Below are 21,766 nucleotides of genomic sequence, written 5' to 3' on the forward strand. Positions count from 1 at the left end.
GGTCCCGGCACCTCCGGGCCGCCGGTGGCCCGGCCGGCCCCGGCCGGTCCGCCTAGGGTGGGCACCGTGGATCTCCCCGTGCCACCCCGCGACGACGCGGACGTCCCGCGCTGGACCGCCGAGCTGGGCCTGCCCGGCCTGGTCGACGTGCACGTGCACTTCCTGCCCGAGCGCATGCTGCACAAGGTGTGGGCCTACTTCGACGAGGCCAGGACGCACTACGGCACCGACTGGCCGGTGCAGTACCGGCTACCCGAACAGCAGCGCTACGAGGTGCTGGAACAGCTCGGTGTGCTCGCGTTCGCGCCGCTGACCTACCCGCACAAGGCGGGCATGGGGGAGTGGCTGACCGGCTGGGCCGGCGAGTTCGCCGACGCCCACCCGCGCGCCGTCCGCACCGCCACGCTCTTCCCGGAGCCCTCGGTCGCCGACTACCTGGGCCGGGCCGTCGAGGCCGGCGCCCGGATGGTCAAGGTGCACGTGCAGGTCGGCGCGTTCGATCCACGCGATCCGCTGCTGCGCGACGCCTGGGGGCTGCTCGCCGACGCCGGGATCCCGGCCGTCGTGCACTGCGGGGACGGCCCGATCCCGGGGCGGCACACCGGTCTCGGGATCTTCGCCGAGGTGCTCGAGGCACACCCGTCGCTGCGGATCGTGCTGGCGCACGCGGGCATGCCGGACTTCCGCGGGGCGCTGGAGCTGCTGGAGCGGTTCCCGAACCTGGTGCTGGACACGACGATGGTCGGCACCGCGTTCAGCGAGCGGATCGCCCCGCTGCCCGCGGACTGGCCGGCGCAGCTCGCGCGGTTCCCGGGCCGGATCGTGCTCGGGTCCGACTTCCCCAACATCCCCTATCCGTACGCGGAGCAGCTGGCGGCGATCCACGACTGGGCCACCGCCGAGCCGCGCCTCGGGCAGTCGTTCCTGCGCTCGGTGCTGTACGAGGCGCCGGCCGAACTGCTGGGCGTCCGCGACGGGCTGCCGTCCCCGAGCATCCAGGAGTCCCCGTGGTGAACCCGCAGCACGACCCGACCGGCGGGGCCGCGCCGTCGGAGCCGGTGGACATCGCGATCTACGGGGCCACCGGTTTCGTCGGGGCGCTGACCGCCCGCCATCTCGCCGAGCACGCCCCGCCCGGGGTCCGGATCGCGCTCGCCGGCCGGTCCGAGGCGAAGCTCGCCGCGACCCGGGCGAGCCTGCCCGGCGCCGCCCGGGAGTGGCCGCTGATCGTCGCCGACTCCTCGGACCGGGCGGCCACCGACCGGCTGGCCGCCGCCGCCCGCGTCGTCCTGACCACGGTCGGTCCGTACGCGAAGTACGGCAGGCAGCTCGTCGAGTCGTGTGCCCGGGCCGGCACGCACTACGCGGACCTGACCGGCGAGGTGCTGTTCGTGCGGGACACCATCGACCGCTGGCACGGTGTCGCCGAGTCCACCGGGGCCCGCATCGTGCACTCCTGCGGCTACGACTCGATCCCGTCCGACCTGGGCGTGTGGCTCGCGCACCGCGCGGCGGCGGCCGACGACGCCGGCGGGCTCACCGAGGTCCGGACGGTCGCCACGCTGCGCGGCGGGGTCAGCGGCGGCACGGTCGACTCGCTGCGCGGCCACATCGACGCTGTCCGTACCGATCGCAGGCAGCGCCGGCTGGCGGCGGATCCGCACACGCTGAGCCCGGATCGCGCCGCCGAGCCGACGCCGTCCCAGCCGGCCGACGCCGGGTGGCCGGCCCGGCTCGACGACGGGACCTGGACCGCACCGTTCGTGATGGCGTCGCACAACACCCGCATCGTGCGCCGCTCCAATGCACTGCTCGGCCACGCCTACGGGCCGGGTCTGCGCTACGGCGAGCTGCAGGGCTGCGGGACGGGGCCGGTCGGTGCGGTCACCGCCGCCGGCGTCACCGGGGGGATCGGCGCGCTGGTGGGTGCGTTCACGGTGCCGGCGATCCGCCCGCTCCTCGACCGGGTGCTGCCGTCGCCGGGTGCGGGCCCGTCGGAGCGGACCCGGGAGCGCGGGTGGTTCCGGATGGACGTCCGGGCCCGGACCGAGTCGGGCCGGAGCTACCGGGTGACGGTCTCCGGGCCGGGCGATCCCGGGTACGCCGCGACCGCGGTGATGCTGGGCGAGAGCGGGCTCGCACTCGCCACCGGCGGCTCGGCGCTGCCCGGCCGGGCCGGTTCGCTGACCCCGGCGACCGCGATGGGGGACGTGCTCGTCGACCGGCTGCGGGCAGCCGGGCACACCTACCGGGTCTCGCCGGGCTGAGCTGCGGCGCGGTCGCCGCCCGCCGGGCACACACCTACCGGGTGACGCCGGGCTGAGCTGCGGTGCGGTCGCCGCTGGCCGGGCGGTGCTCCCCGCCCGCGTCGCACGGCGCCGTCGGTTTGCGCGGCGCGGTGCCGGCCAACCTTCGTCGCGCGGTGCCGGCTGCGCCTGCCTGCGTCGCAGGGGGTCGCCTGCTCGCGCCGCAGGGTGCCGCCTGCTCGCGTGTCGCAGGGGGTGCCGCCTGCCTGCGTTGGAGGGTGCCGCCTGCTCGCGCCGCACCGTGCAGCCTCCCGCCTGCCCACCCGCCTGCTGCGCCGTCGCACCCGGTCTCCGGGGCGCCGCGCCGCGCCCGGAACGGAACCGGAATGATCCGCGGGCCGCGAGGCGTTATGCTGGACGTCCGCGCGGGTACGCCCGGGCGGACACAGGTGGTCACCTACCTGCCCAGGGGGTGAACGGTTTCGACTCCGATCGTTGATCGAGGTGAAGCGTGCCGAGGAAGGCGACGATGATCTCGTTAACCATGCGTCGCAAAAAAATAAGTGCCGACAACAGTCGCACTGCCCCGCAGAGCGCTTACGCGCTCGCTGCCTGATTACCAGGTAGGGGCTGTCGGGCCGGAGGCGTCCCCGCTCCGGATCCCGGCATCATTAAGGGGACTCACCCTGCGGCTCGGCCGCGGAGCCGCAGGGGACATCTCACAGCGGCTGGGATCGTCACACCGGCTTGTTCGCGTGACCGGTGGATCCGAGTAGAGACGTAGCGAACTGCGCACGGAGAAGCCCTCGTGAACCGACGGAGGACCCGGGTTCGATTCCCGGCACCTCCACCACCACTGCGGCGGCCCCGTCCCGGATCATCCGGGACGGGGCCGCCGTCGTTCTGCGGGGCGGGGTGGTGCGGTGAGAAGCTGGGGGCATGCATGTCTCCGTGGACAAGGATCTCTGTATCGGTGCCGGGCAGTGCGTCGTCACCGCACCCGACGTGTTCGACCAGGACGACGACGGCATCGTCGAGCTGCTGACCGACCACCCGGCCGAGACCGACCACGACGCGGTCAGGGAGGCCGAGCACGTCTGCCCGGCGAGGGTGATCGCCGTCGAGGGCTGAGCAGGCACCCTCGGCGGTCGCGGCCTCGGCGCCGTCGGGCTCGGGCCGTGCCGTGCCGTGTTGCGCTGTGTCCTCAGCCGACGCTGACGCCGATCAGCATGCCGACCAGGTAGGTCGCGCCGGCCGCGATCGCACCGAACGCGAGCTGGCGCAGTGCCGCACCCCACCACGTCCGCGAGGTGAACCGCGATGTCAGCGCCCCGGCGACCAGCAGACCGATCCCGCCGACCGCCAGGCCGAGCGCCAGCGACGAGTACCCGAGCAGGAACGTCACCAGCGGGATGATCCCGCCCACCACGAACGCCGCGAACGACGACGTCGCCGCCACCCACGGAGACGGCTTGCTGTCCAGGCTGACGCCCAGCTCCTGGGTGAGGTGCACCCGCAGGGCCAGCTCCGGATCGGCGTGCACCTCGCGGGCCACGGCGGCGGCGGTCTGCTCGGAGAGGCCCATCTCGCGGTAGGTCTGGGCGAGCTCGTACTGCTCGGCCCGGGGATGCCGGGCGAGCTCCCGCCGCTCGACCGACGCCTCGGCGTCGACGGCGTCGTTCTGGGTGCCGACCGACGCGAACTCGCCGAGCGCCATCGAGAACGCGCCGGCGACGACCCCGGCCATCCCGGTCAGCACGATCAGGTCGCGGTCCGCACCGCCGCCGCCCACTCCCGCGATCAGCGCGATCGTGGTGACGAGCCCGTCCATCGCGCCGAACGTCGCCGCCCGCAGCCAGCCGCCGGACACGTCCCGATGGCCGTGGTCGTGCTGGTGCTCGGCCAGCTCCGCGGCCAGCTCCGGATCCTCCATGAGTTGTGATGATATGCCGGTGACCTGCACGGACAAGGTCGAGAACACGCCGGAACCGGACGGCACGGAAGGGTGGTGGCTGCCCTGCTCCGGTCGCCGGTGTCGGCCGTGCCGCCGGTGGCTCCGATGACGGCGGGCCTGCCGGTGGCGTCGGCTGCTGTCGTGGTGCCACACCACCGCGGGCACACCGGACGTGAGGGTGGCGGTGGCCCGGGGCGGCTCGGCGCGCGGTTGCGGGCGGCCCGCTCGACACTGGACCGATGGCGACACCCCGTACCCCGCGGCGTCGGCGGGGGCCCGGCCCGGTCGACGACCGGGCACCGTTGTGGCTGTTCGCCGACCAGCTCGGGCCGCACGTGTGGGACACCGACGAGCACGCCGGGCGGGAGATCGTCCTGGTCGAGTCGGCGCGCGCACTGGGCCGCCGACCCCATCACCGGCAGAAACTGCACCTCGTCCTGTCCGGGATGCGGCATCTCGCCGACCAGCTCGGTGACCGGGTGACCTACCTGCGTACCGAGACCTACCGCGAGGCGCTGGAACGGATCGGCAGGCCCGTCGTCGTGCATCAGCCGACCTCGTTCCCGGCGTCGGACATGGTGCGCCGGTTCCGGCAGGAGGGCCTCGTCGCCGAGATCCGGCCGACACCGACGTTCGCCCTGTCGAAAGAGGAGTTCGACGACTGGGCCGGTGATCGGGACACCTTCCGGATGGAGGAGTTCTACCGGGCGCAGCGCGAGCGGTTCGAGGTGCTCGTCGACGGCGACGGACCGGTCGGCGGAACATGGAATCTCGATCGGGAGAACCGCGAACCCCCGCCGAAGGGCGCGACGTCGCTCGACCTCACACCACCGTGGCAGCCGTCCGAGGACGGGATCGACGAACAGGTCCGGGCGGAGCTCGACGCCGCACCGTGGCAGATGTCCGGTGTGGACGGGCCCCGGCGATTCGCCGTGACCCACGGCGAGGCGACGGCGGCACTGCAGCACTTCGTCCGGTACCGGCTCGACACGTTCGGCCCCTACGAGGACGCCGTGCTGGCCCGGGACTGGGCGATGGCGCACTCGCTGTTGTCGGTCCCGATGAACCTCGGTGTGCTGCATCCGCTCGATGCGGTGCGCGCCGCCGAGCGCGCCTACCACGACGGCACCGCACGGCTGGCCAGCGTCGAGGGCTTCGTCCGGCAGGTACTCGGCTGGCGTGAGTACGTGTGGCAGCTGTACTGGAGGTTCGGGCGCGACTACACCCGTCGCAACCAGCTACGGGCACGTTCGCCGCTGCCGGACTGGTGGACCGATCTCGACGCCGACGCGGTCACCGCGCGGTGTCTGTCGTCGGCACTCGCTGACGTCCGGGATCGCGGCTGGACGCACCACATCCCGCGTCTGATGATCCTCGGCAACCACGCCCTGCAACGCGGATACCGGCCCGTGGAGCTCAACGAGTGGTTCGCGACCCGGTTCGTCGACGGCTTCGCCTGGGTCATGCCGGCCAACGTGATCGGGATGAGCCAGCACGCGGACGGTGGCCGGATGGCCACCAAGCCGTACTCGTCGGGCGGCGCCTACATCGACCGGATGACCGACTTCTGCGGGGGCTGCGCGTTCGACCCGAAGGTGCGGGTCGGGGAGAACGCCTGCCCCTACACCGCCGGCTACTGGCAGTTCGTGCACCGGCACCGCGACCTGATGGCGTCGAACAACCGGACCGCGCGGGCCGTCGCCACGATGGATCGGTTGAAGGACCTCGACGAGCTGCTGGAACAGGAATCCGCCCGCGAGCGGTACTGAGGCTCGTAGCCGTAGCCGTAGCCGTAGCCGTAGCCGTAGCCGAGCAGTGGCCGTGGCAGTAGGGCGTGGGCGGAGGGTGCCTGCGCTGTGTCGCTCGTGACCCGGGCATCAGAACGGTGCCTCGGCGGTGCTCCGGGCGAGCCGGTCGGCCAGTCCGGGGTCACGCAGCAACGCGAGCACGCTCGGACCACGCCGGCCGGGCTCGCCGGCCCCACCGGTCCCACCGATCCCGCCGGATCCGGCCGGTTCCGGTTCGGACCGGTGGACGTGCCCGGACGGGGTGGTCCACTCCGTCGTTCCGTCCGGGAGCAGCACGGTGCGCCACCCGGGCATGTGCTTGAGGACGTGGTGCGAACGGCACAGCGGATGCAGGTTGTCGGCGCTCGTCGGCCCGGCGCCGGTCCGCGGATCGTGCGGAACCACGTGGTCGAGATCGCAGCGGTGGGCGGGGACCCGGCACCCCGGATGTGCGCACCTCCCGTGCCGTGCGCGAACCAGCTCGGTCAGGGCGGCGCCCGGCCGGTAGGTGGTCGTGTCCCGGTGGACGACGTGCCCGGCCGGATCGGTCAGCAGCCGGTACCAGACGCTGTCCGGGTCGAAGGCCAGCGCGCGGGCGTCGGCGACGGGCAGCGGCCCGTACCCGGCGAGCTCGGCCGGATCGTCGGACCGGCCGAGGAGCGCATCGAGGGAGACGGTGACGTTGACCCGTACCGAAACCGAGTTGCGGACGGCGTCGTAACCGCCGGGGAGGGCGCACGTCGGCCCGGTGGTGGCCGGCCCGGTGCCGGTCGGCTCGGCGCCGGCCGTGGCCGCGCCGCACTCCGGGTGCTCTCCCGCGGTACCGGCGCTCGTGCCGGTCCACCCCGTCTCGCGCAGGACGAGATCGGTCAGTACATCCGCGCGGCGCTGGTCCATCGTGCGTGGATCGCTGCTCCCACACCGACGGGCGTGCTCGTCGAGCACGGCATAGATGCCGACCACGGCCGCCGCCGGGAGGAACACTCGCAGCGTCGCCATCCCCTGTGGTTCGCTCTGCAGCTCGACCGATCGCGAGCCGATCGCCCGGTCGCGGCGCCGCACCGGGATCTCACGATCGGCGAGTGCGGTCAGGAAACGGTCGATCGCCGCGCGCAGCTGACCGACCGTCTTCTGTGGTGCCGCCGGGAGTACGGCGGCCTGAAGTCGCGCGGCCTGTTCGTCGGTCAGGTCGGCGGTGCCGTCGAGGATCGAGCGGGTCTTCGCGAGGGTCAGCAGCCCGGATCGGGCCAGCGCGATGGTGGGCCCGTGCACCGGCTCGTGCAGGCGGCGGGCGTGCTCGATGCGCCGGAGCATCGCGGCACCGGTCAGGTGCAGCATCAGCTGGATCTCGGCAGTCGCGGACCGGGAGGCGTGACCGACCGTGTCGAAGGGCCCGGGTGGGCCGTCGGCCGGATCCCGATCATCGAGGAACCGGGCCATGGCGCCCTCCGCGTCGGTGACGAAGGAGCACATCTCGGCATCCTGCAAGGTCTGCAGCCAGCCGATGACGCGCTCGAAGGCACCGATCCGCTCCAGGCGCTCGGTGTCGGATGCCGATCGGTCGGGCGACCGTGCCAGGACCGCGACGAGTGCGGTGTCGGGAACGCGCTCGGCCCAGCGGACGGGCTCGGCGGCAGCGGCAGCGGCAGCGGGACGGTCACGATCACAGGCAGGGGCAGGGGCAGGGGCAGGGGCAGGGGTGAGGTGACCGGCTCCGGATCCGTTGCCGGTCCCGTCACTGCTGGCAGAACCCCATGTCTCGAACATGCGGTCGATTGTTGCGGATGGTTCCGACAGTTTCGGCGCGATTCGGCAGGCTGTGGACAACTCGGCGCTGGTTCACCCTGATGGAGCATGGGGTCGTGGGCGTGACTCCGATGGCTGTGGATACCGGAGCGGCCCGGCCGAGCGACCGTCGGTCGGGAGACACGGTCGTCGTCCGCCCGGACGTGTGAACCGCGCGGCACGGGCCCCTCGCTAGGCTCCCGCCGTGAGATCCGCCCGCCTGCGCGACATAGTGGGCACCGCAGTGCGGCTCGCTCTGGCGGTCGTGTGGCTGGTGTCCGGTGGTGCCAAGCTGGCCGATCCCCTGCAGGCGGCCGTCGCGGTCGACGCCTACGAGATCCTGCCCCCGGCTGCGGTCCCGTTCGTCGCGACAGTCCTGCCGCTGCTGGAACTGGCGCTCGGTGGGCTGCTGCTGCTCGGCGTCGGTACCCGGCTGGCCGCGGTGGTGAGCGTGCTGCTGCTGATCGGGTTCGTCGCGGGTCTCGTGCAGGCGTGGGCGCGAGGTCTGTCCATCGACTGCGGGTGCTTCGGCGCCGGTGGCCCGGTTGAAGCGGGGGAGGAGCGGTACCTGTCGTCGTTGCTGCGCGATCTCGGCTTCCTGGCACTGGCGCTCTGGCTGTCGGTGCGTCCGCGCACACTGCTGGCGGTGGATCGGGTCTGGGATGGCGGTGGGCGTGTGGGCGGTGACGGCGCGGACGGTGACCGGGTGCCCGACGAGACGGTCGTCGGCCGGGGCGCACCCGCCGGCGTGGGTCCCGAGGTGGACGGCACGGCGGTCGACGACCGGCCGGGTGCGGACACCGCGGGCGCAGAGCCCGGATCGGGGCGCCGGGAGTACACGGGGGACGAGCGGGGCAGGTGACGAGCCCGTCGGGTGCGGTGCTGGTGAGCAGAGCAGGAGCGGGGTGCGTGCCGGTCACGGGCCGGCTGGCCGGGGAAAGACGGGTGCGGTGCGGGCCCGATAGGTGAGCAGAGCAGGAACGGGTCCGGAGCGGGACCGGTAGCGGACGGAACCGCCGCCGGCCGGCGCCCCGGAGCCGGTGACACGTCCGGCGGGAGCCGGCGGCGCGGAGAGGGAACAGCGATGGGACAGTCGGAGCGGGAGCGGCGTGCAGCCGCGCAGGCGCGGCTGCACGCCGCCGGGATCACCCCGCCCCAGGGGCGCGGCGGCGCGGCCCGCGGCCTGATGATCGGTGCCGTGGTCCTGGTGTTCGCACTGGCCTCGGGCCTCTACCTGGCCTGGCAGAACTACTCCACCGGCGCGGAACCGGCGTACCCGGTCACCCGGGAGGGCGCCGTGGTCCGGGCGGGTGATCAGGCCGCGCCGGTCACCGTCGACGTCTACGAGGACTACCTCTGCCCGACCTGCCAGCAGTTCGAGCGCATCTACCGCGACCAGCTCGCGCGGGGCATGAACGACGGCAAGATCAAGGTCAACTATCACACGATCGCGATCCTGGACGACCGCTCGGCGCCGCCCGGCTACTCCACCCGGGCCGGCAACGCCGCGCTCTGCGCGGTCGACGCCGGGATCTACCCGGCCTACCACTCCCGGCTCTACGTCGACCAGCCGCGCCAGGGCGCCGCGGGCCTGTCGGTGGAGCAGCTGACCGCCCTCGGCACCGAGCTGGGGGCGACCGGGGACTTCGGCGGATGTGTCGCCGGGCAGGCGGGGGCCCAGTCGATCGTCGATGCGACGGACGCCGCTGTGGCGAATCCGGCCGCGGCCCCGGGCGGGCGGTTCGCGACCCCGACCGTGCTGGTCGACGGCGTGATGGCCGACCTCGCGAACGCGGACTGGCTGTCGAACATCACCTGAGGGCGCTCAGCGTGGCGTCCGGACGGTGAACCAGGGCAGGAACCACTGGATCAGCGGTCCGACGCCGAGCGCGTAGGCCACCGTCACCACACCGAACGTGCCGCCGAGCAGCCATCCGGTGAGCACCACCGCCACCTCGATCGCGGTCCGTACCACGCGCACCGAGCGCCCGGTACGGGCCGCGAGGCCGGTCATCAGACCGTCCCGCGGGCCGGGGCCGAGGCCGACCCCGATGTAGGCGGCGGTCGCCGCGGCGTTGAGCACGATCCCGGTGACCGCGAGCCCGGCCCGCGCCCAGAGCCCGTCCACCTCGGGCACGACGGCCAGCGCGCTGTCGATCACCAGCGCGATCACGACGACGTTCGCGACCGTCCCGATGCCGGGCCGCTCCCGCAGCGGGATCCACAGCAGCAGCACGACCACTCCGGTCGCGGCGATGACCGTCCCGATCGGAAGCCCGGTGCGCAGCGCGACGCCCTGGTGCAGCACGTCCCACGGCATCGAGCCGAGGCCGGCCCGCATCATCAGCGCCATCGAGAACGCGTACGCGACCAGACCCACCAGGAGCTGGATCAGCCGCCGACGCCGGCGTGGCATCCGCAGCGACCACAGGGTGCCGCCCTTCCGTTCGATCGTCACATCACGGCATCCTGCCTCTGAATTGGCTTGTCGTCTGCGATCCAATCGAGCAGAAGTGGACTGAAGGATGGACGGAATCGGCGCGGCCGCGCTGGCCGGGTTGTGCGGCGACGTCCGACGTGGTCGTGGGCCCGTGTATCGCACGCTCGCCGATGCGATCCGGGTGCTCGTCGGCGACGGGCGTCTGCCGGCCGGCACCCGGCTCCCGGCCGAGCGGTCGCTCGCCGAACGACTGCGGGTCAGCCGGATCACCGTCACGCACGCCTATCGCGAGCTGCGTGAGGACGGCTGGGTGGACGCCCGGCAGGGCTCGGGCACCTGGGTCCGGCTCCCGGACGGCCCGGCCCGCGTCGACGGGGCCTGGGTGCCCGGCCCGGCCCGGGGCGGGGTGATCGACCTGGCGCATGCCGCGCCCGTTGCGCCTCCGGGGATGTCCGAGCTGGTCCGGCGGGCGGCGCGACGGCTCGACGGTGAGCTGGCCGGGCACGGTTACGGTCCGGACGGCCATCCCGATCTGCGGGAACGGATCGCCGCCCGGTTCACCGCCCGCGGCGTCCCGACCGACCCGGATCGGATCGTCGTCACGGGTGGGGCGTTGCAGGCGATCGGGATCGCGGTCGCCGAGCTCACCGGAGCCGGTGACCGGGTGCTGGTCGAGCACCCGACCTATCCCGCGGTGCTCGACGTGCTCTCCGACGCCGGTGTCCGGCCGGTCCCGGTGGCGCTCGGCCCCGGGATCGAGGACGCACTGCCGCGGGCCTCCCGGCAGACGGCCGCCCGGGCCGCCTACCTGATGGCGGACTTCCAGAACCCCACCGGCCGGCTCCTCGACGACGACGTCCGGGCCCGGCTGCTGCACCGGCTCGCCCGGCAGGGGACCGTCGCGATCGTCGACGAGACGTTCGCCGAGCTCGACCTGCGGGAGGGGGCGACGGCGCCGTTGCCGTGCGCGGCGCACGCGCTGCGGGAGGACGACGTCGTCACCGTCGGCGGCGCGAGCAAGATCGCCTGGGGTGGGCTGCGGCTGGGCTGGATCCGGGCGGCCCGCGAACCCGCCGCGCGGATGCGGCGGCGGCTGGCCCGGGCCCAGATCGCGCAGCCCGTGCTGGAACAGCTGATCGCGGTCGAGGTGCTGGACGCGCTCGACGAGATCCGCGGCCGGCGGACCGCCGAGCTGCGGCTGCGCCGGGACCGGCTGGTCGGCGAGCTCGCGGTGGTGCTTCCCGAGTGGCGGCCGGTCGTCCCCGACGGAGGTCTGGTCCTCTGGTGCGATCTCGGTGCTGACCTGTCGACGGCGCTGACGGCGGTCGCGCCGCGGCACGGCCTGACGCTCGCGCCGGGCCCGAGGTTCGGTACCGGCTACGCCTTCGAGGATCGGCTGCGGCTGCCCTTCGTCCATCCCGAGCCGGTGCTCACCGAAGCGGTCCGGCGGCTCCGCCGGGTGCTGGACGATGTCGTCGGGACGCCGGTCGACGCCGGCCGGACGGGTGAGCCGGCCAGGCTCGTCGTGTAGTGCCTCAGGCGAGGGCCGCGGCGCCGGCCGCGACCAGCTCGTCGACCGGTGCGTCGATGTCCAGTGTGACCCCGGTCTCCCCGGCGGTGAGCGGTTCGAGGGTGTCGAGCTGGGACAACAGCAGCGCGGGCGGCATGAAGTGACCGGCCCGCCCGGCCATCCGGGCGGCGAGGACCTCGGGTGCACCGGCCAGGTGCAGGAACGCGGTGCGCGGGGCGTGCGACCGGATCCGGTCGCGGTAGCTCCGGCGCAACGCCGAGCACGCGACGACCAGGCCGTCGGCGTCGTGCGCGGCGAGCTCGGCGCCCACCAGATCCAGCCAGGGCCACCGGTCGTCGTCGGTGAGGGGGACACCGGAGCTCATCTTCGCGACGTTCGCCGGGGGGTGCAGGCCGTCGGCGTCGGTGAAGGCGATGTCGAGCCGCTCGGCGAGCGCCTCGCCGACCGTGGACTTGCCCGATCCGGACACACCCATCGCCACGATCAACGGCGGTCGCTGCAGGTCGTGCGGCGGGTGCGTCACTGCAACGTCTCCTCGGGGTGGCGGCCTGGGCACGCGATCCGGCCTGCCCGGCCGGCGACGCCAGCCTGCGGCATTGGTAGTACGTATTCAAGAACGGATCGATTCAGATATGCCGATTATGCGATCATGCGCCGGATGAACGTCGGGATCGAAGGCAACGGAGCGGGCCTGCACGCCGACGTCGTGGACCGGATCGGCGCACTCGTCGCCGGAGGTGGTGTGCCGCCGGGAACCGTCCTGCGGGCCGACGAGCTGGGCGAGCGCTACGGGGTCTCGCGGACCGTGGTGCGGGAGGCCGTGCGGGTCCTCGAGTCGATGGGGCTGGTGCAGAGCCGTCGCCGGGTCGGCACGACGGTCGCTCCCCGCGAACGCTGGAACGTGCACGATCCGCAGGTGATCCGCTGGCGGCTGGACGGTTCGGAGCGGGCCGAGCAGCTGCGGTCGCTGGCCGAGCTGCGCCGCGGGGTCGAGCCGGTCGCGGCGTCGCTGGCGGCCGCCCGGGCCACCCCCGAGCAGTGCGGTGAGCTGGTCGGCGCGGTGATGGACATGGCGGTGTACGCCCGCAGCGGGGATCTCGCGGCCTATCTCGAGGCCGACATCCGGTTCCACCGGACCCTGCTCGCCGCGTCCGGCAACGAGATGCTGGCCGCGCTGGGCGGGACGGTCGCCGAGGTGCTCGCCGGGCGGATCCGGCACCACCTGATGCCTGCCCATCCGGAGCCCTCGGCGATCCGGCTGCACGGCGACGTCGCCGATGCGATCCGGTGCGGGGACGGCACCGCTGCCGAGACGGCGATGCGCGCGATCCTCACCGAGGCCGCGTCGGCGACGAGGATCGACACCGAGGCCGCGTCGGCGACGAGGATCGACACCGAGGCCGCGTCGGCGACGAGGATCGACACCGAGGCCGCGTCGGCGACGAGGATGGACAGCGGGGCCGCGTCGGCGACGAGGATGGACAGCGGGGCCGCGTCGGCGACGAGGATGGACAGCGGGGCCGCGTCGGCGACGAGGATGGACAGCGGGGACGCGCGGGATCGATGATTGTGATGAAGGGGCGGGGGTCCCGTAGCATTCGATCGTTCACGATCGATTCACCCGCGGGCCCCCACACTGCCGGGGGGCGCGTCGCGGTGGCGTCACCGGACGCACGATGCCGTCGAACGATTGAGATGATCTCGCAAATGGCCGTGCACAACGTGACGGGGGAGCTGCAACGCCTCGGCATGTCCGGCTACGAGGCCAAGGCCTATGTGGCGCTGGTCCTCGCCGCCGAACCGGTCAACGGCTACGAGGTGGCCAAGCGCTCCGGGGTTCCGCGGAGCACCGTGTACGAGACCCTCGGCAAGCTGGTCGGGCGCGGTGCGGCCTACGAGGTGCGCACCGACGACGACGCGATCGGCTACGTCCCGCTCCCGCCCCGGTCGTTGCTGGAACGGATGCGCCGCGAGTTCGACCGCACCATCGGGGTCCTGGAGGACGAGCTGCCCCGCCTGGCGTCGCCGCCGCCGGCGCGGCTGGTGCACTCGCTGGGCGAGCGCAGCACGCTGCTGGAGCGGGCCGAGGACATCGTCACCGTTGCCGAGGGCGAGCTGTACATGTCGGGCTGGCCGGAGGATCTCGACGTGCTCACGCCGGGGGCCCGGCGCGCCGAGGAGCGTGGCGTCGCCGTGCGCCGAGTGGTGTTCGGCCACGACGGTGATCGGGTCGGCTGGACCACCGAGCACCGCTACTCCAGCCCGGAGACGGTCGAGGCGAACCTGGGGCAGCGGCTGCTCGTCGTCGTCGCGGACCGCAGCCAGGCCGTGATCGGCGGGCTGACCACCGACCGCACCTGGGGCCTGTACACCGACGACCCGGCGGCCGTCCTGCTCGCGCTCGACTACGTGCGGCACGACATCGCGATGCACGTCGTGGCCGACCGCTACGCCGAGCACGGGTTCGACGAGTTCTGGTCCGACGATCACGCGCTGCGGCTGCTGCGCGGCACCGCCGACCCGAGCCGGGAACGGACCGGCTGATCGTCCCGGCCGGCCGGTCAGCCGCGGGGCACCTCGTCCGGGCGGGTGCCACCGAGGTGCCTGCCGAAGAAGTCCAGGATGATCCGGGCCCGCTGCATCCGGTGCCGCGGTGACCCGTCGCGGGACATCCCGTGGCTCTCCTGCGGGAACCGCCAGTACTCCACCGGCTTCCCGAGCATCCGGAGCGCGACGAACAGCGCGTCGGCCTGCTCCGGTGGGCACCGCAGGTCGTCCTCGGAGTGCAGGAGCAGCATCGGGACGTCGATGTCGGCCGCGTACGACACCGGCGACATCGCCCGGTACCGGCCGGGGTCGCGCAGGTGGGTCACCCCGAACTGCTCGTGGAACCAGCCCGCGACGTCGGAGTGCCACTCGTTGGACTCGATGTTGTTCACCGCGCGCTCGCTGCAGGCGGCGCGGAACCGGCCGGGGTGACGGGCCGACAGCCAGGTCGTCAGGTAACCGCCGTACGAGCCGCCCAGCACCCCGACCCGGTCGCGGTCGAGCTCGCCGAACGCGTCCAGCGCGCCGTCCAGCGCGGCCAGGACGTCGTCGGCGTCGATCCCGCCCCAGCCGGTGCCGGGTGCCGTTTCGGCCTCCGGAGCCCGGATCGCCCGGGACCACGCCTCGGTGAAGCCGGTCGAGCCGTGCGGATTGCACCAGACGACCGCGTACCCGGCGGCCGCCCAGAGCCGGAACTCGTCGAACCACACCGACGAGTACTGGGTCGCGGGGCCGCCGTGGATCGACAGCAGGACCGGGACCGGACCGTCCGCGACGTGCTCGGGGAGCAACACCCAGGTGTCGATGTCGCCGTCCCCGGCCGGCGACGGAACGGCCAGGTGGGCGGGGGCCGGCGCGGGGACGGCCGCGTGGAACGGGTCGGCGAGTCCGGTCAGCCGTCGTGGGGCGGCGCCGGGGGTGGCACCGTCGTCGAGCACGTGCAGCTGCGGGATGCGGGCCGGGTCACCGAGCAGCACGACCGTGCTGCCGCCCGCCCGGTCGAACGCGGCCACCACACGGTCCCCGGTGAGCAGCGGCTGCGGGGCGTCGTGGTCGCCGGTACCGACCCGGTAGAGGTGCACCCCGCCGCGGTCCTCCACGGTGAACAGCAGGTCGGCACCGTCCCAGACGGGAGCGCGGGCGCCCGGGATCGGGCTGCACTGCCGGTCCAGAGCGGTCGCGAGGACGCGCTCGGCGCCGGTGCCGACGTCGACGACGCAGGGGTGTCCGTGCGCGGGCGCGGCGAGATGCTCGTCAGCCGCCAGGGTGGCGATCCGGCTGCCGTCCGGCGACCAGGACGGCGAGTGGTGGGTGGGGCCCGGGGCGGTCAGCCTGCGGGGCTCGGCGGCGCCGTCGGCGTCGGCCAGGTAGATCCCGGTCGCGGAGGACAGATCCCAGTCCGGTTCCCGGGACGAGACGACGGCGAGCGTGCGACCGTCCGGTGACCAGGCGGGCCCCGAGTGCTCGAACGGCCCACCGGCGACGATCCACGGTGCCCCGCCGCCCGCGGCGTCCACGACGAACACGCTGGAGGGACGGTCCACGATCCAGCCCTCGCCGTCCAGCCTGCTGAACAGGCGGTCGATCCGGCGCGGTTCGCGTGCGCGGTCGTCGTCGCCGGTGGACCAGCGGGCCGTGCGTTCCCGGGAGACGAACGCGATCCGGGTCCCGTCCGGTGACCATGCCGGCTCGCTGACGGCCTCGTCCCGCTCGCAGAGCGGGACCGGTTCACCCGGGGTCCCGATCGGCAGCACCCGCAGCACCGATCCGCCGTCCGCGCGGCCGGTGACGACCGCCAGCCGGGTCCCGTCCGGCGACCAGGCGGGGGAGCGGTCGCCGTGCTCGGAGCCGGTCAGCCGGCGCGGCGCGGAGCTCCCGTCGACGGCGGCCAGCCAGACCGAGGTCGGGTAGCTGTTGCGTTCGAGATCGACCCGGCGGACCGTGAAGGCGACCGATGCGCCGTCCGGGGAGACCGCGGGAGAGCCGAGGGTGACCAGTCGTCCGATGTCGGAGGGCAGCACCGGGAGGACGTTAGGTGGTCGCGTCCGGACGGGCACCCCCCTGTCCGGGGCCCACAGGGCGCCGTGTACTGTTCTGCATGTCGCAAGGGGCTGTGGCGCAGCTGGTAGCGCACTTGACTGGCAGTCAAGGGGTCAGGGGTTCGAATCCCCTCAGCTCCACCCTTCTTCACCAGGCCAGGACTTCGGTCCTGGCTTTTTTCTTGCCAGGACGCAGTCGTGGCGAGTGACTAGCTGAGTGTCTATGTCGGGCGGTCCGATCGGCGGCTGACTCGTGCCGCCCCCCCCCCGACGAGATCATGGTGCACCGATGGGCGGACAGGGTCCGTGATCTGCTGGAGGTGCAGAGGGTGCGGGTTCCGGCGACGAGCTACGTCGGTCGATGGCCGCGCACTGGTGTCCTGACGGTGACCCCGGATGAAGTGGCCTTCGAGCCGAACGCGGCCGAGAAGCGGCTTCACGCCGACGTCTTCTCGGTCCCGGCACGCGACGTCCGGTCGGTAGCGGTCGAGCGCCGGAGCGCGCGTAGACCGACGACGTGGGGCAGCTATCGCGTGCTGTGCATCGAGGCGCAGGGGCGCGAGGATCCGCTGAGGGTCGGCATCAATCACGGTAGGCAGGTGGCTCCGCTGGTGACGGCGATCGTCGCTGGGACCGCGGACGATCGGGCAGTGCGTCGGATGGAGCGGAAGGTGCGGCAGCAGTTCCCGACCGTGTCGCTGTGGGGCCAGGGCGTTCGCGATGTCGCTGCTTATTCTGGCCCAGCTCGGCCCGGCGCTGCTGTGGGGCGACGCACCGCTCGACGCCGGCCGAATCAGCCTGAGCATCATGATCGCGCTCGTGATGAGCGTCTATCTGGGCGTGCTCATCTACAGGGGTGTTCAGCGGTCGTCTGCGTGATCGTCGGAAGGGAAGATCCCGTCCATCGCGATGGCGCCGTGTTCCAGTACCGGGCGGAGCTGCTGTCGGTAGACAGCCTCGGTGACGGCCGTGCCGCTGTGGCCGACCAGCCGAGAGATGTGCTCCAGCGGCACTCCGGAATCGGAGAGCAGCGAGACGAAGCTGTGGCGTAGCTCGCGTGGCGTCCACTCGGCCGCATCGAGGCCTGCGTCAGCGGCGACGCGTCGGAACGACCGGCGGACGTTGTGCGCGTCCAACTCCGTGCCGTTGCGGGAGGCGAACACGAGATCGGCCTGCCCCGTGGAGACCTCCGGCCGTTCGGCGTGTGCAGCGAGCGCGCGGACTGCCCGGGACGGCACCGCCAGACGACGTCGGGACCTGCGGGTCTTGGTGTCGCCGTCCATGCGTACTGAGCGCAGAACGGAGATCGACGGCGGCACCGGTGGATCCTCATCAGGTGACCCGACCAGGTCGACATCCTCCCAACGCAGCGCGCGCAGCTCCTCCGTCCGTGCTCCGGTGAGCAGCGACAGCACGACATAGGCGCGCATTGAGCTGGCCTCCGCGGCCCTGAGCAGCTTCTCGGCCTGGGTGAAGGTCAGCGACTTGGACCGTCGTCCCTCGCGCCCGGTCGGGACCGAGCACAGCTCGACGACATTGCGCATGACCTTGTCCCGGGCCATCGCGTGACGGACGGCCCGGTTCAGCAACGAGTGCATCAACCGGAGGGTCCGAGTGCTGACGACCCGGGATTCGGCACGAAGCCAACGATCGACGTCATCAGCCGTCAGATCGCGCAGCTTGCGGGCGCCGAGCTGGCTGACAATATGCTTGTTCGCGATCGTCGTGTAGTTCGAGAGGGTCGCGGGGGAGCGACCTGTGAGCCCGTAGGCGATCCAGTCGCGTACGGCGTCGGCCACGGTGTACTTGCCGGCAGGGACAACAGTGCCGTTCTCCTGGTCACGCAGAATCTCGCGCAGCTTCGCCTTGGCGGCGGTCTTGGTGGTGCCGCTGGCTTTGCGCGTGATCCGCTTGCCCCGCCCGTCGAACCCGAGTGTGGCGGTGGCGATCCAGCGCTGGCGGGACTCGTCCCAGTGCAGTCCCCCCTCTCCGCGGCTTCTCCGGGCGGTCATGACGCGGCTTGGAAGTGGTCGGCGTCAGCGGCTTCGCGCTCCAGGAGAGCGACGTACTCGGCGATCGCCGACCTCGGGATGAGCCGGGTGCGCCCCACACGGACCGACCGGAGGCGGCCGCTGCGGAGCTGCTCGTAGATCACGCTGCGGCTTAGTACTCCAGCCGCAGTTTGTTATCTGATCCGTCTTCGTCGGTAGTGGCTTTCGCGGGCTCGGTGTTGGTGACGGCGGCGCCAGATCGACCAGGCCCAGCCCACGGCCCGGGCGGGGGTGTGGATCAGGGGCGCCAGGAGACGTCGGAGTTCGGCGAGGGTGAGCGGGATGAGCCCGTTACCAGGTCTTTTGGGGCGATCGCCGCGGTGACCGAGAGGTAGGCGTGGGCGAGCATGACCAGGGTGATGTGGCGGTACCAGGCGTCGTAGCGGCGGACCTGGTACTGGTCGAGCCCGACCTCGTTCTTCGCGGTCTGGAAGCACTCCTCGATCGCCCAGCGGGCGCCGGCGACCCGGATGAGGTCGTCGTCGGTGGTGCCGGGCGGGCCGGCGCACAGGTAGTAGGCCAACTCCGGCTCCATACCGGACTCGAGTTGGGTGTCGGTGAGGATCTGGCGCCGGACCAAGAGCCAGCGTCCCCACCCAGCGGGCGCATCCGGGGGCGGGTGCAGGCCGGCCACCGCCCAGTCATAGAGCCGCTCGCCCTTGGCTCCGGGCCCGGCAGAGCGGCGCTTCCACGCCTGCTCTGGGGCCCGTGCGACCAGGTCATCAGCACGTCGTGACCCGACCAACCCAGCGATGTCAGCTGTGAGGTCGGCACCGGGCGAGAGCGGGATGGACTGGCTACGCGGTACGGCAACGACATAGCCGATCCGGCGCTGCTCACACCAGGAACGGAACTTGCAGTCCTGTCCGTAGGCCTCGTCGGCGGCCACCCAGGACGCGGGGACACCGGCGTCGAGGGCTCGGGCGAGCATGCTCTTGGCCAGCGTCGCCTTGGTGGCGAACTCGACCTCGTCGGGTACCGCCGCTTCCCGGCAGCGCTCGCGGTCACCGACCCAGGACTTCGGCAGATACAGCTCCCGGTCGATCAACGTGCGGCCTTTGCTCGTGGCATAGGCACAGAACACCCCGAGCTGGCAATTCTCCACCCGCCCGGCAGTGCCCGAGTACTGGCGCTGCACCCCTGCAGACTTCGTCCCCTTCTTCAGGAACCCGGTCTCATCGACGATCAGTACCCCGCCGGGCTCACCGAGACGCTCTGCGACGTAGTCGCGCAGGTCATCGCGCACCCCGTCGGTGTCCCAGGTCGCGGAGTTGAGCAGCCGCTGCATGCCGTCCGGGGTCGTGTCGCCGGCGACCTCGGCCAGCGTCCACCCGTTCTTCCCGGCCAACGGTGCGAGCAACCCACGCACATACGCCCGTGCCCGCCGCCGCGGCTCGGGCCGGAAGAACCGGCCCGCCACCAACCCGAACAGCCCGTCCAGGCCACCGGCCCACGCCTCGAGATCCTCCTCTTCCTTCACAAGATCGAAGCCTAGCGCAACCAACATCACGAACTGCGGCTGGAGTATTAGTACTGCAACGGCGTTTCGACGTGTCGTGAGAGGCTGATCCGGGTTCGGCGGTGATGATCGCCGGGTGGTGGATCTTGCTGGATGGGTAGCGGCGTTGGACCAGGTCATCGCGTCGATCGGGCCGCGGTTCTTCCGTCGTGAGCCCCGCGCGCGGGCCGGGGCGTATGTGCGCGGCCTGCTGGCCGGGTTGGAGCGCAAGAACGGGTGGACTCTGGCCGAGCATGCGGGGGCGGTCTCGCCGGACGGGACGCAGCGGATGCTGCGCATCGCTGACTGGGACGTCGACGGGGTCCGCGACGACGTGCGCGACTACGTCCTCGACGCCCTCGGCGACCCCGCAAGTGAGGTGTTCGTGGTCGACGAGACCGGGTTCATCAAGAAGGGCCTGCGTTCGGCGGGAGTGCAACGCCAGTACACCGGTACCAGCGGCAAGGTCGACAACTGTCAGCTCGGGGTGTTCCTGGCCTATGCCAGCTCGAAGGGGCGGGCGTTGATCGACCGCGAGCTCTACCTGCCGACCTCGTGGACCGAGGACCGGGACCGCTGCGCCAGAGCTGACGTGCCCGATGAGGTCGGGTTCGCCACGAAGCCCCAGCTCGGGCTGGCGATGCTCGCCCGCGCCCACGCCTGCGGGGCCCTCACACCCCGCTCGTGGGTGACCGCCGACGAGATCTACGGACAGAATCCGACCTTCCGCACCTGGCTGGCCGACCGGGAGATTCCGTTCGTGCTGGCCACTCGCAACGACGACGTCCTGACCAGCCCGGACGGGCATCGCCGCCAGGCCAAGGTCCTCGCCACGATCGCCGGCGCCCGCGACCCCGACACCGGCCGCAGCGGGTGGGAACGGCGCCAGGTCGGCGCGGGTGCGCACGGAGAGCGGATCTATGACTGGACCACCGTCGCCCTCGACCCGGCCGGCCTGCCCCACGGGTGGGGGCACTGGCTGCTCGTGCGCCGCCAGACCGAACCCGGGCAGGGCAAGACCACCCGGGAGCTGGCGTTCTACCGCTGCGCCGCCCCCGCGGCCACGCCGCTGCGCGAGCTGGTCCGCGTCGCCGGCGCACGCTGGGCGATCGAGGAATGCTTCCAGACCTCCAAGAACGAAGCAGGCCTCGACCACTACCAAGTCCGCTCCTACCGAGCCTGGTACGCCCACATCACACTGGCCATGCTCGCCGCCGCCTACCTGTCCGTCACCCGCGCACAGGAGGCCGAAAAGGGGGATCTCCAGCCGAGCGGACCGGGCTGATCCCGCTGAGCGGCAACGAGATACGGCGTCTGCTCGCCACCCTCATCCTCACCCCAGCCGCCTGCCTGGCCAGCACACTCGCCTGGTCCACCTGGCGCCGACGACGCCAGCACCAGGCCCGGACCTGCCACTACCGCCGCCGCGGCCAACGCCCACCAGCCTGACAAAACGCCGTTGCAGTACTAGGAGTCAAGGCCAGGCGTTGCCGAACGAACGCAACGGAGACCAAAGCGGCCACGACGTTTTTGCAGCTCGGGACGGACAACGGCGGAGGACGCGCTCTAGCGAGCAGTGTCGTTCTTGGCTCGGGCGGTTAGTGGTCTTGCTCAGCGCTACGTGGACAAGGTCCTACGCTCAGCGTGGTGTCTAACTGAGTGACGACCGACCGGCGGCTCGCCGGACGCCCACGGACGCCACCGGACTTCTGACCAGCCCGGACGCCGATATCCCTGCAAGTCGAGAGCGTTCTGCCGGTGCCTGGCAGTCAAGGGGTCAGGGGTTCGAATCCCCTCAGCTCCACCCTGAATGTAAGGCCGGAACCAGATCGCTGGTTCCGGCCTTTCCTGCTGCTGAGCATCCGGAACATCTGACATCATGATCCTT

General features: G+C 72.3%; 19 protein-coding genes, 1 tRNA gene and 1 other RNA gene. 13 read left to right on the top strand and 8 right to left on the bottom strand.

Annotated elements, in window-relative coordinates; all coding sequences use genetic code 11:
* The first annotated feature begins 57 nt into the window (after positions 1-57).
* The 4 genes from Pdca_RS06260 (at position 58) to Pdca_RS06275 (ending at position 3,377) form a co-directional block, all read left to right on the top strand.
* Positions 58-1,014, top strand: coding sequence for an amidohydrolase family protein (locus Pdca_RS06260; RefSeq protein ID WP_085911747.1), 957 nt, complete (start codon positions 58-60; stop codon positions 1,012-1,014).
* Positions 1,011-2,267, top strand: coding sequence for a saccharopine dehydrogenase family protein (locus Pdca_RS06265; RefSeq protein WP_085911802.1), 1,257 nt, complete (start codon positions 1,011-1,013; stop codon positions 2,265-2,267). Before Pdca_RS06260 ends, Pdca_RS06265 begins: the two co-directional genes overlap by 4 nt.
* 447 nt (positions 2,268-2,714) lie before the next feature.
* Positions 2,715-3,099, top strand: a transfer-messenger RNA (tmRNA) gene (gene ssrA / locus Pdca_RS06270).
* A gap of 86 nt (positions 3,100-3,185) precedes the next feature.
* The gene (locus Pdca_RS06275) at positions 3,186-3,377 is read left to right on the top strand and encodes a ferredoxin (protein WP_085911748.1); all 192 of its coding nucleotides are present in this window, start codon (positions 3,186-3,188) and stop codon (positions 3,375-3,377) included.
* 73 nt (positions 3,378-3,450) lie between these two features.
* On the opposite strand, the gene Pdca_RS06280 is transcribed toward Pdca_RS06275, so the two are convergent.
* Complete coding sequence (locus Pdca_RS06280; RefSeq protein WP_085911749.1) at positions 3,451-4,179, bottom strand: VIT1/CCC1 transporter family protein; 729 nt, start codon at positions 4,177-4,179, stop codon at positions 3,451-3,453.
* Between the two features lie 260 nt (positions 4,180-4,439).
* Here Pdca_RS06280 and Pdca_RS06285 point away from each other — a divergent pair, with 260 nt between their 5' ends.
* Complete coding sequence (locus Pdca_RS06285; protein ID WP_085911750.1) at positions 4,440-5,969, top strand: cryptochrome/photolyase family protein; 1,530 nt, start codon at positions 4,440-4,442, stop codon at positions 5,967-5,969.
* A 108-nt stretch (positions 5,970-6,077) separates the two neighbouring features.
* Here Pdca_RS06285 and Pdca_RS06290 read toward each other — a convergent pair whose 3' ends face one another.
* A complete protein-coding gene (locus Pdca_RS06290; RefSeq protein ID WP_085911751.1) occupies positions 6,078-7,754 on the bottom strand; it encodes an HNH endonuclease signature motif containing protein in 1,677 nt (558 codons plus the stop codon).
* A gap of 223 nt (positions 7,755-7,977) precedes the next feature.
* Here Pdca_RS06290 and Pdca_RS06295 point away from each other — a divergent pair, with 223 nt between their 5' ends.
* Together Pdca_RS06295 and Pdca_RS06300 are read left to right on the top strand one after the other, a co-directional pair.
* Positions 7,978-8,634 carry a MauE/DoxX family redox-associated membrane protein gene (locus Pdca_RS06295; protein ID WP_085911752.1) on the top strand — a complete coding sequence of 219 codons (657 nt, stop codon included), beginning with the start codon at positions 7,978-7,980 and terminating at the stop codon, positions 8,632-8,634.
* A 222-nt stretch (positions 8,635-8,856) separates the two neighbouring features.
* On the top strand, positions 8,857-9,591 hold the full coding sequence (locus Pdca_RS06300) for a DsbA family protein (RefSeq protein ID WP_085911753.1): 735 nt from the start codon (positions 8,857-8,859) through the stop codon (positions 9,589-9,591).
* Positions 9,592-9,597: 6 nt separating this feature from the next.
* Here the strand turns inward: Pdca_RS06300 and yczE are convergent, their stop codons facing one another.
* A complete protein-coding gene (gene yczE / locus Pdca_RS06305) occupies positions 9,598-10,188 on the bottom strand; it encodes a membrane protein YczE (RefSeq protein WP_085911803.1) in 591 nt (196 codons plus the stop codon).
* 109 nt (positions 10,189-10,297) lie between these two features.
* Between yczE and yczR the strand changes: the two genes are divergently transcribed.
* Complete coding sequence (yczR, locus tag Pdca_RS06310) at positions 10,298-11,743, top strand: MocR-like transcription factor YczR (RefSeq protein WP_085911754.1); 1,446 nt, start codon at positions 10,298-10,300, stop codon at positions 11,741-11,743.
* 4 nt (positions 11,744-11,747) lie between these two features.
* Here yczR and Pdca_RS06315 read toward each other — a convergent pair whose 3' ends face one another.
* A complete protein-coding gene (locus Pdca_RS06315; RefSeq protein WP_307724093.1) occupies positions 11,748-12,266 on the bottom strand; it encodes a gluconokinase in 519 nt (172 codons plus the stop codon).
* Positions 12,267-12,401: 135 nt separating this feature from the next.
* Here Pdca_RS06315 and Pdca_RS06320 point away from each other — a divergent pair, with 135 nt between their 5' ends.
* Both Pdca_RS06320 and Pdca_RS06325 read left to right on the top strand, forming a co-directional pair.
* Entirely contained in the window at positions 12,402-13,310 is a 909-nt protein-coding gene (locus Pdca_RS06320; RefSeq protein WP_085911805.1) for a FadR/GntR family transcriptional regulator, read from the top strand.
* Positions 13,311-13,450: 140 nt separating this feature from the next.
* Complete coding sequence (locus Pdca_RS06325; RefSeq protein ID WP_085911755.1) at positions 13,451-14,287, top strand: TrmB family transcriptional regulator; 837 nt, start codon at positions 13,451-13,453, stop codon at positions 14,285-14,287.
* A gap of 17 nt (positions 14,288-14,304) precedes the next feature.
* Here Pdca_RS06325 and Pdca_RS06330 read toward each other — a convergent pair whose 3' ends face one another.
* Complete coding sequence (locus Pdca_RS06330) at positions 14,305-16,311, bottom strand: S9 family peptidase (RefSeq protein ID WP_085911756.1); 2,007 nt, start codon at positions 16,309-16,311, stop codon at positions 14,305-14,307.
* 86 nt (positions 16,312-16,397) lie between these two features.
* Here Pdca_RS06330 and Pdca_RS06335 point away from each other — a divergent pair.
* Together Pdca_RS06335 and Pdca_RS35370 are read left to right on the top strand one after the other, a co-directional pair.
* Positions 16,398-16,470: transfer RNA gene (locus Pdca_RS06335), tRNA-Ala, on the top strand.
* Positions 16,471-17,049: 579 nt separating this feature from the next.
* Positions 17,050-17,208, top strand: a complete 159-nt coding sequence (locus tag Pdca_RS35370; protein ID WP_158092097.1) for a hypothetical protein — start codon at positions 17,050-17,052, stop codon at positions 17,206-17,208.
* Here the strand turns inward: Pdca_RS35370 and Pdca_RS06340 are convergent.
* The 3 genes from Pdca_RS06340 to Pdca_RS06350 all read right to left on the bottom strand — a co-directional run bounded on the left by Pdca_RS06340 (position 17,190) and on the right by Pdca_RS06350 (position 19,887).
* Positions 17,190-18,341: a site-specific integrase gene (locus Pdca_RS06340; RefSeq protein WP_085911757.1), complete on the bottom strand. Its 1,152-nt coding sequence runs from the start codon at positions 18,339-18,341 to the stop codon at positions 17,190-17,192. The genes Pdca_RS35370 and Pdca_RS06340 overlap by 19 nt on opposite strands.
* Positions 18,338-18,484, bottom strand: a complete 147-nt coding sequence (locus tag Pdca_RS37460; protein WP_125911280.1) for an excisionase family DNA-binding protein — start codon at positions 18,482-18,484, stop codon at positions 18,338-18,340. Before Pdca_RS37460 ends, Pdca_RS06340 begins: the two co-directional genes overlap by 4 nt.
* A gap of 134 nt (positions 18,485-18,618) precedes the next feature.
* The gene (locus Pdca_RS06350; RefSeq protein ID WP_408635061.1) at positions 18,619-19,887 is read right to left on the bottom strand and encodes an IS701 family transposase; all 1,269 of its coding nucleotides are present in this window, start codon (positions 19,885-19,887) and stop codon (positions 18,619-18,621) included.
* A gap of 88 nt (positions 19,888-19,975) precedes the next feature.
* On the opposite strand from Pdca_RS06350, the gene Pdca_RS06355 reads away from it, so the two are divergent.
* A complete protein-coding gene (locus Pdca_RS06355) occupies positions 19,976-21,163 on the top strand; it encodes an IS701 family transposase (protein WP_408635018.1) in 1,188 nt (395 codons plus the stop codon).
* Positions 21,164-21,766: the final 603 nt, after the last annotated feature.

The organism is Pseudonocardia autotrophica (assembly GCF_003945385.1).
Taxonomy (GTDB): domain Bacteria; phylum Actinomycetota; class Actinomycetes; order Mycobacteriales; family Pseudonocardiaceae; genus Pseudonocardia; species Pseudonocardia autotrophica.